This window comes from Actinomadura fibrosa (assembly GCF_900659615.1).
Classification (GTDB): Bacteria; Actinomycetota; Actinomycetes; order Streptosporangiales; family Streptosporangiaceae; genus Spirillospora; species Spirillospora fibrosa.
On sequence record NZ_CAACUY010000125.1, the window covers coordinates 15,395 to 28,116 of the forward strand.

Sequence of the window (12,722 nt, forward strand, 5' to 3'; positions counted from 1 at the left end):
AACTCGCCGAACGCAAGACGCGCTCAGGAACCTGCTCCGTCATGCCGTGCGCGGGCTTCTTTGTAGGCGTTGGTCAGTAGCGCTAGAACTTCTTGGTCGAGTGGGCTGGTGATGTAGTTGTTCTGCCTGATCTCGTTCGGGAGGTGCTCGTCCAGCCGGGCCAGGGTCTCCGGCGCCTCGGCCTCGAAGACCGATCGCTGCGGGCTGAGGTAGGCGCCGCCGTCGTTCCAGATGGTGACCAGCCCTCGGCTCTGGCCGGGAAGCCGCGGATTGAGCACCCAGCGCCCCTTCCCGATCGTGGTGTACAGGACGGCCAGGTCTTCGGCCTCCAGGCGCAGTGCCCAGTCGAGCAACCGCCGCAGCGGCTCGCGGTGGGCGGGGTCGGTCTGGCCGATGCTGTCGGCGAACGCCTGTGATCCGGGCGCCGGCCTGGCGTCCCTGGGAACCGGGATCGGAGCGGACGGGACCGGTGTGCGCTCAGGTTCGATCAGCTGGGGCACCAGCACCCGGGTGCCGCCCACCGAATAGGCGGTCACGGTCACCACGTCGATGTCGAGCCGATCGTTGGTGACGGCTTGGAGATAGCCGGTGAGTTCGATCAGGTCCGCGGGCGCGGCGTCGAGAACGACCACGCAGCGGAAGCGTCCCTCCTCCAGGGCCTGCGCCATCTTGGCGTGCAGTGACTCGACGTCCACGGAACCGTCGCCGACCTCGGCGACGACCGCTTCGGCGATCGAAGGGTGACCGCGCTTGGCCACGTGGGGCCGGAGGAGCTGGTCGAAGGCGTCGGCGGAGAGCCCGAACAGGTAGGAGGCGTAGCCGAGCGTCTGGGTGAACACCTGCCGGCGGTCGGTGTTGGAGGCGAGCTTCACCTCGATCACCACGGGCCGACCGGTCTCGGCCTCGACCGCGATCAGGTCGGCGTAACCGTTGCCCAGCTGCACTTCCCGGCCCAGCATCACCAGGGTCGGCTGGCCGGGGAGCGGGAGCATCGCCGCGCCGCGCTCGATGCTGTCGTGCAGAACCTGTTCCCGCTCGAACGGCTCGGCCCGCAACGCCGTCAAGCCGCTTTCGGTCTCGTGCCAGATCCCCACCATCGATACCTCCGCCTCCCATTCCGAGCGACACACTAGTTAGGCGGTAGGACGATCAGCGGCGTTTTATCGCGCGTGCAGGCTGTGGGTGTTCGGCATCAGGCGGGATTTCGGGGAGCTTTGTTTGGTCGGGTTTGGGGAGCCAGTCTTGGGGTGGGGTGTAGTTCAGCCAGCGGCGGGCGCGGGCGGTTTCGGTGAAGCCGCGCAGCAGGGTTTCGAGCAGCGGGTGCCGGTGCGATCTGCGCCAGGCCAGCGACCACGCGTAGAGCGGGGTCGGTTCGACGAGCGGGATGGAGCGCAGGCCCGCGTGGTCGGGCAGCGGCGCGTCGGCGGGGAAGAGCGTGAAGCACGACGGGTTCGCGCGGACGTGCTGGACGAGGTGGTCCAGGCCGAGGTTGGGGCCGTCCTCGCGCCGCGTGATCTGGAACTCGTCGGCGAAATGGCGGAGGAAGTCCAGGCGGGGCAGTTCGGCGGGGCACCACAGGGTGCTGTCGCGCAGGTCGGCCGGACGGAGTTCGGGGGCATCGGCCAGCGGGTGGGACGTGCTGACCACCGCGTCGACGGGTTCGAGCCGCGCCAGCCGCTGGGTGAGGCCGGCGTCGAGGTCGCCTGGGAGCGCGTGCACGCGGCCGAAGCCCAGGTCGGTGTCGCCGCGGAGCAGGGCCGCCGCGACGGAGGGCCAGTCGCGTCCGGGGCCCGGTTCCAGCTTGATCGCGTCGAGCGCTTGTACGGCTTCGGCGACGGTGCGCATCGGCGCGTACAAGTGGCCCCACGTGTCGATCCGCACGACCGGCCCGGTGCCCGTGACGGCCGCGACCGCGCGTTCGCCCGCGGCCAGCGCCTCGCGGGCGGCCGGCAGGAACCGCTCGCCCGCGTCGGTCAGCCGGGTGCCGCCCTCGCGCTCGAACAGCCGGACGGTCAGCGCCGCCTCCAGCCGCGCGATGCGCTTGGAGAGCGCCTGCTGGCTCGTGTTCAGCCGCTCGGCGGCACGTCCGAAGTGCAGCGTCTCGGCGGTGACGGCGAACGCGCGGACCAGGGCCAGGTCGAGATCCACGCTCCTGACGATAGGCGACAACCGTGCGTTGTCGGACGAGCCGCCGCGTTGTTGGCGCGGGCGCCGCCGCGCGCGGTGGAGTGGTCGCCGTCGAGAGGAGGCGACGTTGAAGGCGTTCATTCCGACCTGGGACCCCGCCGAACCGGTCGTGCTCGCGGACGTGCCCGAGCCGGTGCCGCGCCCGGACGAGGTGCTGGTGAAGGTCGAGGCGTTCTCGGTCAACCGGGGTGAGACGTTCAAGCTGGAAAGGCCCGCGCCCGGCGACCGGCCCGGCAAGGACATCGCGGGGCGGGTGGTGCGGCCCGCCGCCGACGGGAGCGGGCCGTCCGGTGTCGTGCGGGTCGTCGGGCACCCCATGGCGGGCGGCTGGGCGGAGTACGCGGCCGTGCCGTCCGGCGCGCTCGCGGTGCTGCCCGACAGCGTCTCGGCGGTGCGGGGCGCGGCGCTGCCGCTGGCGGGGCTCACCGCGCTGCGGCTGCTGCGCGCCGCAGGGAGCCTGATCGGACGGCGCGTCCTGCTGACCGGCGCGTCGGGTGGGGTGGGGCACTACGTGACGGAGCTCGCCGCCGCGTCGGGGGCCGAGGTCACCGCCGTGACCCGGGACGCGGAGCGCGGGGCGCGGCTCGCCGAGCTCGGCGCGGCCGAGATCGTCCATGACGTGGCCGACGCGCGCGGGCCCTACGACGTCGTCCTGGAGTCGACGGGCGGCGCGGCCCTTCCCGTCGCCCTCGCGCGGCTCGCCCGGCGCGGCACTCTCATCTGGTTCGGCCAGGCCGCCCGGACCCCGGTGACGCTCGACTTCTTCGGTTTCTTCGACGGGCCGGAGTCGGCTGTCGTCCGCCACTTCCACTACCTCGACGCCGACACCGGGCTCGGTGACGACCTCGCGGTCCTCGTCCGGCTGACCGCCGAGGGGCGCCTGCACCCCGAGATCGGCCGCGTCGCGGACTGGGCGGACACCGCGACCGTCCTCACCGACCTGCGCGACCGCCGCATCCGCGGCAAGGCCGTGCTCACCCTCCCGTAAGGAGCCGGCCATGAATGCTCGGGACGTCGTCATCCGCTACGTCGAAGCTGTTCGGGACGGTGACGCCGATGTCGTCTACGCGAGCTTCGCCGAGGACGCGACCTGGCACTATCCGGGCGATCTGCCGATCTCGAAGGTGTGGCGCGGACGCGACGCGATCGTCAACGACTTCCTGGGCGGCATCGGGCCGCTCCTGGTCCCCGGGACGCTGGAGATCGATTTGGTCGCCACGATTGCCGAGGGCGATCGTGTCGTCGCCGAGTGGACGTCCAAGGCGAGGACCGTCTATGGCGGGACGTACGACAACCGCTGTGTCGGCGTCTTCACCGTCCGGGAAGGGCGCATTGTTTCTGTCGTCGAGTACGCCGATACCAGGCACGTGGCGGCCGCCCTTTTCCCGGAGTGATCCGGGCGCGCGAGGTCAGGTGCGACGTCGTTGTGCGGCTTCGGCGGAGACGAGGTTGCGGCGGATCGACTGGGTGATGGGGTGAGCGGGCCCGAGGACTCGCTGGCCGGTTCTCAGCGCCTGCCGGTAGAGCCCGATCGCCCGGTCCAGATCGCCAGCCGAGTCGTAGGCGTAGGCCAGGTTGTTCAGCGAGTTGATGGTGAGGGGATGGTCGGGTCCGACCACTCTCCTCCGGTCGGCGAGCGTGGCCTCGTAGACCTCGATCGCCCGCGCCGAATCGCCGGCCAGGTCGTACGCGCCGGCGAGATTGTTGCGGGCGACGGAGGTCAGGGGATGGTCGGAGCCCAGGACCCGCTCGCGGATCGACAGGACGGCCTCCATTTCGGGGACCGCCCGCCGCAGGTCCCCCACCCTTTTGTAGGTGTGGGCCAGATTGTTGCGGGTGTTGAGCGTCTCGGGATGGTCGTGGCCGAGGACGCGGCTCCGGGCGGCCAGCACGTCGAGATAGAGCGGGATCGCCTCGCGGGGGTTCCGCGCTTTAACGAAGCCGACCATTTCGTGTCGTGTCTGAAGGGTCTCGGGATGCTCGGGGCCGAGAACACGTTTCCTCGCCGCGAGCACGTCCTTGTAGATGAGGTACGCCCGCTGCGAATCGCCTGCCGAGTCGTGGGCGAAGGCCAGTTGGTGCCGGGTGCGGAGCGTGTCGGGATGGTCGGGTCCCAGGACGCGGTTCCGGGCGCTCAGCGTGGTCTCCAGTAGCCGGATCGCGCGCTGGAAATCGCCCGCCGACTCGTAGGCCACGGCCAGGTCGTGGCGCGTGGCCAGGGCGTCGGGGTGGTCGCGTCCATGCAGGCGGTGAGCCGTGGTCTTGGCCCGCTTCAGGTAGTCGATGGCGCGCTTGTAGTCGCCGTGCCCGTCGAGGAACAGACCGGTGGTGGTGAGAACGAGGCGGGTGTCGGCGGTGTCGGCGTCCGGGGGCGCGTGGTCGGTGAGGGCGTCGATGTGGGGCAGCAGCGCGCGCCAGGCGGGCCAGGTGCCGGGATCCTCCGGCGCGCCGGGCAGCGCGTCGCGGAGCAGGCGCGTGGCCTGGTGCATGGCGGTGGCGATGTCGCCGGGACGGCGATGCGGGTCGGTCGGGTCGGGAGTGCGGGCGACGGCCTGGACGAGGCGGTGCACCCCGATCGTGCCGTCCTCGGGACCGCCGACCAACGCGATCATGCTGTAGGCGGCCAGCCTGCCGATCGTCCGGTGCAGGGCGACCGGTCCGCCGACGTCCTCCGCCAGCGGTTCCAGCAGCGTGCGCGGGATGTGGTCGGGCGCGAACCAGGCCAGGACGCGCAGCACCCGCCCGGTCGAGGGCGTCTCGGCGGCGAGGTGGTCGAGGGTGGCGTGCCAGATCCGGGCGATCGTGCGGTCGATGTCGCCGCCGGCGGGCGGCTGGGCGTACAGGTCCGCCGGGTAGTCGGCCAGGAGCCGGAGGTAGTGGCGGGGATCGCCGCCGGTCTCGGCCATGAAGGCGGCGGCCTGCTCGATCGCCAGCGGCAGGCATCCCAGCTCCTCGCACAGCTCCGCGGCCCCGTCGGGATCGTGGCCGTCGGGGACGGTGCCGAGCCGGGTGCGGGTCAGCAGTTCGACCGCCTCGGGCAGGGGCAGGACGTCCAGGGCGATGACCTGGTCCGTGAGCTGCTGCCACCCGGACGCGAGGCGGCTGGTGACGAGGACGCGCCCCTGGCGGCAGCGGGCCAGGACGGATTCGATGTCGGCGCGCCGGGTGACGTCGTCCAGGATCAGCAGCCAGTCCCGGTGGTCGGCGAGCCAGGTCAGCGCGTGGGCGGTGAGGACCTCCAGCGGCTGCCCCGCCAGTGCCGGGTTCAGGGCGGCGGCCAGGGCGGCCAGCCCTTCCTGGACGGCCTCGGCGGTGTCGGCGGGGATCCACCATGTCACCGTGTGCTCGTCCAGATGGCCGCGGGCCCAGCGGGCGGCCAGGGTGGACTTGCCGATCCCGCCCAGCCCGTGCACCGTCCCGACCGAACGCCGCCCCACCACGACGCCGGGTCGTCCGGCCGTGCTGAAGACCTCGTCCAGCCGGGCCAGCTCGCCGGCGCGGCCCACAAAGGTCCTCTCGGCGCGGGGCGGCAGATACACGACCCGACCGGCTCCCGGCGCCTCCTCGCCGGGTTCCGCGCTCGTCTCGGCCCGGACGATGCGGCCTCGCGCGGCGATCCAGGGACCGGGATCCTGCCCGCACGCCTTGACGAACGCCTCCAGCGTCCCGGCGTGGGGCAGGGTGGTCTTGCCGTTCAGGATGCCCTGCACCGTGGCCAGGCCCAGCTTCGCCTCCGCGCTCAACCGGTGCACGCTCCATCCACCGGCATGGAACAGCGTCACCAGCTGGGCGCGCAGCTCCTCAGGCGTGCGGATCCGCTCGGGGTCGATCCGTGCCACCGCCGGCCTCCCGATGGTCGTGCTCGGTCACGTCCCAGCACACACCAACGCCGCCTCCAAGAACAGCCGCATGGCTCGGCCGGGGCTAGGAGGCGTCCTCCACTGCCTCTATCCTCGCTTCGATACGGGGACGCCCGAAAGGCCATGCCATGACGCCGCCACACCAGGTTTTCGACCCGTTCCTCTCACCCGGTCCCGCTGGACGGACCCACGCCGAACTGGACCGGCTCCGCGAACCGCATCCGGCATTCTTCAGCCCGGCCAAGAATGGATTCTGGGTGCTCACCCGGTACGCCGATATCCTCGCGGCCCTGAAGGATCCGGCCACCTTCTCCAGCCGCGCGATCGCGGTGATCGACCGCAATCCGTCCTACCGGTGGATTCCGGTGATGCTCGACCCGCCGCTGCACACCGCGTGGCGGCGGCTGCTGCGGCCCCTGTTCACCCCCGCCTCCGCGGCCGCGCTGCGGGAGCAGATCACCCGCCGCTGCACCGCCCTGATCGCCGGCCTCAGCGAGCGCGGGTCGTGCGACTTCGTCGCCGACTTCGCCCGCCGCTTCCCCACCAGCGTCTTCCTGACACTCCTCGGACTTCCGGAAGAACGGCTGGAGGAGTTCCTGGCCTGGGAGCACGCCATCCTGCACCCGCCGCCCTCAGGCGCGGGACGGGCCGAGGCCATGGCCCAGGTGACCGCCTGCTTCACCGGCCTCATCGCCGAACGCCGCGCCCGGCCGGGCGACGACCTCGTCAGCGCCGCGACCCGCTTCGCCGTCGACGGCCGTCCGGTCACCGACGACGAGCTGCTGCAACTGTGCACCCTCATGTTCCTGGCCGGCCTCGACACCGTCTCCGCGCAGCTGTCCTACAGCTTCTGGCATCTGGCCGCGCACGGCGACGACCGGGCGCGCATCACTGCGGATCCCAGCGTCATTCCGGCGGCCACCGAGGAATTGCTGCGGGCGTACGCCCTGGTCCTTCCGAGCCGGAAGCTGACCACCGATCTGGACCTGCACGGCTGCCCGATGAAGGCCGGTGACATGGTCATGCTCCCCCTTGCCATGGCCACGCGCGATCCCCGGGCTTTCCCCGCTCCCGGCATCGTCGACTTCGATCGCCCGAGCAACCAGCACCTCGCCTTCGGCGCCGGACCGCACCGCTGCCTGGGCGCCCATCTGGCCCGCCTGGAAATCCACATCGCCTTGCGCGAATGGCACGCGCGCATTCCCGACTACCGCATTCCCGAGGACGCCCAGCCTCGTGAACACGCCAGCCTCGTCCTCGGCCTGGACACCCTCCCACTCCAGTGGGACCGAGCCAGCCGGTGAAGGGGGCGACCGCGGTCAGGCCGGGACATGCCCGAAGATCCGGCCGCCCGGGGCGGCGGGGTCGTCCCCGGCCCAGAACTCGTACCAGTGCACGGCGAACTCCGCGCGGGAGATCGCTCCGTCGCCGTCGCCGTCCAGGGCGCGGCGGTGACATCGCGGTCGCTCCGAGTCGTGGACGCCGGGTGAAATGCCGCGGATGACGCAGAGTGGGCGGAGGCTGACTCCTACACTCGCGCCATGAGGCCGTCGGCGAGCGTGGTACTCGACCCGGACGTCGTGCTCGACGAGCGGAAGGGTGCCCTGAAACGGGCCTGCGCGCTGGTCGAGGAGGTCATGGGCCATGTGGCCGACGACCCCGAGGTGGTCGCGGCACGCGGGGTCTGCGTCCTGTCGGGCGAGCAGTTCGCGGACGTCAGGCGGACGATCGTCGACCCGGGCAATGTGAAGCGGATCGTCCGCCATGTCGCCGGACGGCATCCCCGGTTCCTCGTGTGGCTGGCCCGCGGACGGATCTCGCGGCTGAAGAACGTCTACGGCTGGCTCGCGGTGGTCGTGCTCCTCGCGCCTCCGCCGTTCCGGGCCCCGCTCAACGACCGCCTGTTCGGCAGGGTGGCCGCGCACGCCCCGTGGCGGACGACGGTGCACGAGTACGTCATCCAGCAGGTCCGGCGGGAGATCAACGGGAAGCGGGAGGACGCCCGGTACGCCCGTGAGCTCCCGACGTATCCCGCGCGGCCGGGGGTGACGCTCGACCCGTCCGTGCTGCGGGGGCTGACGGCGGCGACCGAGCCGGCGGCCGGGGCCGGCGTCCCGAGCCTGGCGGAGATCGAGCGGCTGACGGAGCGGACCGCGGCCGGGGCGATCGGGATCAGCGGGCGGCGCGGAGCCGGGAAGTCCACGGCGATCGCGCGGTTCTGCGAGTCCCGGTACGGCAGCAGCGGCCCGCAGCACAGCGGGGGCCGGTGCGCGGAGGGCATGCCCGGGCTGCGGTTCGTGATCAAGGCTCCGGTGCGGTACGACGCGCGCGACTTCCTCATCCACCTCTCCAGCCGGCTCTGCGAGACGATCCTCGCCGACCACCGCCTCGTGCCGACGATCCCGCGCCGCTTCCCGTGGCGGCAGGCCGCCGCCGCGGTGCTGTTCCTCACCGGTGTGACCGCGGGCTACCGGGCCTGGCGGGGCGCCTGGCCGGAGTGGATCTGGTCGTCGGCGCGCTTCGACGCCTGGTTCGCCGCGGCGGCCTGCGGGGTCGCGTCCGTGCTGCTCGCCGGGTGGCGGACCCGGCAGGCATGGCTCGAACGGCGCGGGACCATCGCGCTGGGCGCCGACGCGCGCGAGCGGCTCGAACGGCTGCACTACCAGCGGAAGGTCACCACGGCCCGCCAGCTCGGGTTCGCGGCCTCCGGCGCCACCGCCGGCGCGTCCCGGTCGAGGGAGATGTCCGAGCTGGTCATGACGCTCCCCGAGCTGATCGACGACTACCGCGACCTCGCCGAGCGGACCGTCGCGGCGCTGCGGCAGCGGCAGCTGGCCGGCGGGCGTCCCGAGTCGGAGGCGGCGGTGCGCCTGGTCATCGGCATCGACGAGATCGACCGCATCGACGACGCCGCCGAGGCGCATGCCTTCCTCGACGGCATCAAGGCCGTGTTCGGCACCCCCTACACCGTCTACCTCGTCGCGGTCCGCCCGGAGGCGCTGCTGGCCAATCCGCGAAGTGGGTCCGTCCGGCCGCCGACGCTCGGCGGCGTCTTCGACGAGACGGTGTGGATCGACGCCCTCCCGCTCCAGGGCGCCGTCGACGTGCTCGCCGACCGCGTCGTCGGGCTGCCCGTCCCGTTCGTCCTGCTGTGCTCCTGCCTGTCGGGCGGCTACCCCGAGGACCTGGTGCGGATCGCCCGGCAGATCTTCGCCGTCACGGTCCCGGACGACGGCTCGCCGCGTCCGGGCGTGGGGCTGAACGAGATCGCGGACCGCGTCGTGGCGGAGGAGATCAAGCTCCTCGCCCGCCGCGCCTTCATCCAGGCCGCCCGGCTCGACATGGCCGACGGGAGCGCGCTCCTCGACCTCCTCAACGACCACGACAGGCTCGTCCCCCGGGGCCGGTGCGATGTGGCGGCGAGGCTTCAGATGGTCTTCGACCTGCACGGCGACGACCCGGAGAAGTGGAGGCGGTTCGTCGACGCCCACGGCCGCCTCGACTCGGCCGCCTACGTCTGCGACAGCTTCGCCACCAGCCTGTACTACCTGCTGACCGTCCACGAGATGTTCGTCGGGAATCTGGCCGAGGACGCCTGGAAGGAGCTGGAGCCGAGCCGGGACGTCGCCGACTACGCCCGCTGCGAGCCGTTCCGTGAGCTCGCCGAGGCCCGCGAGATCGTCACCACGAGCCCGTACCTGGCGTGGGAACGGGTGAGCAAGGCCCGCGACGCCGCCCGTGAGGATTCGAGCGTGAGACCCCGGTTCCTGGGCGCCTTCTCCGCGCACGTGGACAACTCCCGGCCCGCGCTTCCCGATCGTCGGGACGGCGCGTAGGAGACGGGTCTTGCGGGCGGGGTGCGGGGGGCGGATCGTATGGGCGGAGCACTGGTCCGGCACCGTCGAAGATCTTCTGGAGCGGCCGATGCGCATCACCGAAGGCGATGGTCCGTTCGTCATCGACCCCACGGGCCGTGACGTGCAGGGGGACGCCGCGCGGATCCGCGAGCGCGGTCCCGCGACGCGCGTGCTGCTGCCCGGCGGCGTGGAGGCGTGGGCGGTGAGCGATCCGGCGCTCCTGCGGCGGCTGCTGACCGACGACCGCGTCTCCAAGGACGGCTACCTGCACTGGCCGCCGCTGATCGAGGGGGAGATCGGCCCGGGCTGGCCGATCTTCGCCTGGGTGGCGGTGCGGAACATGCTGACCGCGTACGGCGACGACCACCGGCGGCTGCGGCGGCTCGCGTCCAGCGCGTTCACCACGCGCCGCACCGCCGAGCTGCGCCCGCGGGTCGAGGCGATCGTCGCCGCGCTGCTCGACGAGCTCGACGAGCTCGCCGCCGCGTCCGGCGGGACGGTGGACCTGCGCGACCGCTTCGCCTACCCGCTGCCGATCAGGGTGATCTGCGAGCTGTTCGGGATCGAGGACGGGGAGACGCGCGAGGAGATCCGCCGGTGCGTGGACGCGTTCTTCCGCACCACCACCGGGCCGGAGGAGGCCGCCGCGGCGTTCCCGCGGATGCAGGGGATCCTCCGCGGGGTCGTCGAGGAGAAGCGGGCGCGCCCGGCCGACGACCTGTCCTCGGCCCTCATCGCCGCCCGCGACGGGGGCTCGCCGCTGTCCGAGGAGGAGCTGGTCGACACGCTCGTCCTGTTCCTGAGCGCGGGGCACGAGACGACCGTCAACCTCCTCGACAACGCCGTCCACGCCATGCTCACCCGTCCCGACCAGCTCGCCCTGGTCCGGGAAGGGCGCGCGACCTGGGACGACGTGATCGAGGAGACGCTGCGGGCCGAGCCCCCGATCGCCAACCTGCCGCTGCGCTTCGCCGTCGAGGACATCGAGGCCGGGGACGGCGTCGTGCTGCGCAAGGGCGAGGCGATCCTCGCCTGCTACGCGGCGGCCGGACGCGACCCGCACCTGCACGGCGGCGACGCCGACGTGTTCGACGTCACCCGCGCGGACAAGGAGCACATGGCGTTCGGCTACGGCGTCCACCACTGCCTCGGCGCGCCGCTGGCCAGGCTGGAGGCGGCGGTCGCGCTGCCCGCGCTGTTCGACCGCTTCCCCGGGCTGGCGCTCGCCGCGAAGCCGGACGAGCTGCCGCCGCTCGAATCGTTCATCTCCAACGGCCACCGGACGCTGCCCGTCCGCCTCGCCTGACCCGGTCTCAGCCCGCGGGCCGGTCGTCCAGGAGGCCGGACTCGCGGGCCCTGGCGGCGGCCTGCGTGCGGGACCCGGCGCCGAGCTTGGTGAGGACCCTGGTCACGTGGGTGGCGACGGTGTTGACGGAGATGAACAGCTCGGCGGCGATCTGCTGGTTCGAGCGCCCGCGCGCCAGGACGCGCAGCACGTCGAGCTCCCGGCGCGTCAGCCCGAAGGCGTTGCCGGACGCGTTGCCCGACGTGCCGCCGGACGTGTCGGTGAGGCGCCCGCGGGCCGCGAGGTCGTCGATCCGCGCCAGGAGGGGCGCCGCGCCCAGCTCGGCGGCGATGGCGCGGGCCCTGCCCAGCCGGGACCGGGCGCCGGGACGGTTGTTGGACGCGAGGGCCGCCGCCGCGCCCTCCGCGAGCACGACGGCGGTCTCGTAGCGGTTCTCCAGGTCGTCCCAGGCGGCGGCGGCCTCGTCCCAGCGGGCCAGCTCGCCGGATTCCGCCAGCGCGCGGAAGGTGAGGCGGAAGGCGTCGATCAGCGGAGTGGCGATGCGCACCGAGTCGAGCACGCGCGCGAGGTCCGCGAGCCGGTCGGCGGTCTCGGCCGCGATCCGCCGGTTCCGCGGGGCGGCGGCCCGCCGGGCCCGCTGCGCCCGCGCGCCGAGCACCGCGAAGTGCGCCGTCTCGCGCGGCGGCCAGGTGTCCGGCGCGCTCGCCAGGTGCTCGCGGACGATCACGTCGGCGGTGTCGGGGGCGTCCTCGTCGAGCGCGCGGGCGATGCGGGTGAGGGCCAGCCAGGACCGCGCCTCCGCCGCCCCGGTGGTGTGCACGGCGAACTCGGTGACCTGGCGCAGCAGCGTCCCGGCCCGGTCGAACCGGCCGCGCCGGTGCGCGATGTCCGCGGCGGCCAGGCGCAGGTAGGCGGTGTAGAGCGGGGGCGGTGCCAGGGCGAGGGCGTCGTCGATGACGGCTTCGGCCTCGTCCCAGCGTCCCAGCGCGTCCAGGCAGACGGCGTGGACGGTGGCGAGCGTGCTGCCGCGGGAGCGGGCCTGGCCGAGCCGGTCGGCGGCGAGCCGTCCGGTACGGGCGAGGTCGGCGGCCCTCGCGTACCGGCCGGCGTCCGCCCACAGGCTCGACTCCCACTGGAAGGTGGTGAGGAACGTGTACGCGTCGCCCGCCGCTTCGGCGTCGCGGCGGGCCTCGGCGAAGGCGCGGCCCGCCCGCTCCACGTCGCCGGACGTGCCGTGCAGCGCCCCCAGCACCAGCTGCGCGGGGGCGCGGAGGGCGCCGTCGCCGAGCCGGTCGGCGATGTCCCGGGCCTCGGTGGCGTGCCGCCGCGCCTCGTCGAGGCCGACCGCCATGAACTCGGTGAACGCCAGCGCGGACAGCAGGCGGCTGCGCAGCGCGTCGGACGTGCCGGGCGGCACCAGCGCGACGGCCCGCTCCAGGTCGTCGCGGCCTCCGCCGTCGAGGCGGCTCCGCAGCCGGCCGCGCAGCCCGAGCAGCCGCGCCGTCCGCTCCG

Annotated in this window: 9 protein-coding genes; 5 read left to right on the plus strand and 4 right to left on the minus strand. The window is 73.1% G+C overall.

Going from position 1 to position 12,722, the window contains the following annotated elements:
- Nucleotides 1-23: 23 nt before the first annotated feature.
- Nucleotides 24-1,097 carry a PDDEXK family nuclease gene (locus E1300_RS31050; RefSeq protein ID WP_131760661.1) on the minus strand — a complete coding sequence of 358 codons (1,074 nt, stop codon included), beginning with the start codon at nucleotides 1,095-1,097 and terminating at the stop codon, nucleotides 24-26.
- A 52-nt stretch (nucleotides 1,098-1,149) separates the two neighbouring features.
- A complete protein-coding gene (locus E1300_RS31055) occupies nucleotides 1,150-2,148 on the minus strand; it encodes a LysR family transcriptional regulator (protein ID WP_207400056.1) in 999 nt (332 codons plus the stop codon).
- A 106-nt stretch (nucleotides 2,149-2,254) separates the two neighbouring features.
- On the opposite strand from E1300_RS31055, the gene E1300_RS31060 reads away from it, so the two are divergent.
- Together E1300_RS31060 and E1300_RS31065 are read left to right on the plus strand one after the other, a co-directional pair.
- Nucleotides 2,255-3,175, plus strand: a complete 921-nt coding sequence (locus E1300_RS31060) for a zinc-binding dehydrogenase (RefSeq protein ID WP_131760663.1) — start codon at nucleotides 2,255-2,257, stop codon at nucleotides 3,173-3,175.
- 10 nt (nucleotides 3,176-3,185) lie between these two features.
- Nucleotides 3,186-3,581, plus strand: coding sequence for a nuclear transport factor 2 family protein (locus E1300_RS31065; RefSeq protein ID WP_131760664.1), 396 nt, complete (start codon nucleotides 3,186-3,188; stop codon nucleotides 3,579-3,581).
- 15 nt (nucleotides 3,582-3,596) lie between these two features.
- Here the strand turns inward: E1300_RS31065 and E1300_RS31070 are convergent, their stop codons facing one another.
- Nucleotides 3,597-6,026 carry a tetratricopeptide repeat protein gene (locus E1300_RS31070; RefSeq protein WP_131760665.1) on the minus strand — a complete coding sequence of 810 codons (2,430 nt, stop codon included), beginning with the start codon at nucleotides 6,024-6,026 and terminating at the stop codon, nucleotides 3,597-3,599.
- A 149-nt stretch (nucleotides 6,027-6,175) separates the two neighbouring features.
- Between E1300_RS31070 and E1300_RS31075 the strand changes: the two genes are divergently transcribed.
- The 3 genes from E1300_RS31075 (at nucleotide 6,176) to E1300_RS31090 (ending at nucleotide 11,210) form a co-directional block, all read left to right on the plus strand.
- Complete coding sequence (locus E1300_RS31075; protein WP_131760666.1) at nucleotides 6,176-7,351, plus strand: cytochrome P450; 1,176 nt, start codon at nucleotides 6,176-6,178, stop codon at nucleotides 7,349-7,351.
- Between the two features lie 237 nt (nucleotides 7,352-7,588).
- Nucleotides 7,589-9,883 (plus strand): hypothetical protein, encoded by a 2,295-nt coding sequence (locus E1300_RS31085; protein WP_165503069.1) that lies wholly within the window; start codon nucleotides 7,589-7,591, stop codon nucleotides 9,881-9,883.
- Nucleotides 9,884-9,971: 88 nt separating this feature from the next.
- Nucleotides 9,972-11,210: a cytochrome P450 family protein gene (locus E1300_RS31090; RefSeq protein WP_131760668.1), complete on the plus strand. Its 1,239-nt coding sequence runs from the start codon at nucleotides 9,972-9,974 to the stop codon at nucleotides 11,208-11,210.
- A gap of 7 nt (nucleotides 11,211-11,217) precedes the next feature.
- Here E1300_RS31090 and E1300_RS53560 read toward each other — a convergent pair.
- Nucleotides 11,218-12,722 (minus strand): response regulator transcription factor (locus E1300_RS53560; RefSeq protein ID WP_131760669.1); only part of this gene is annotated, 1,505 nt, incomplete at its 5' end.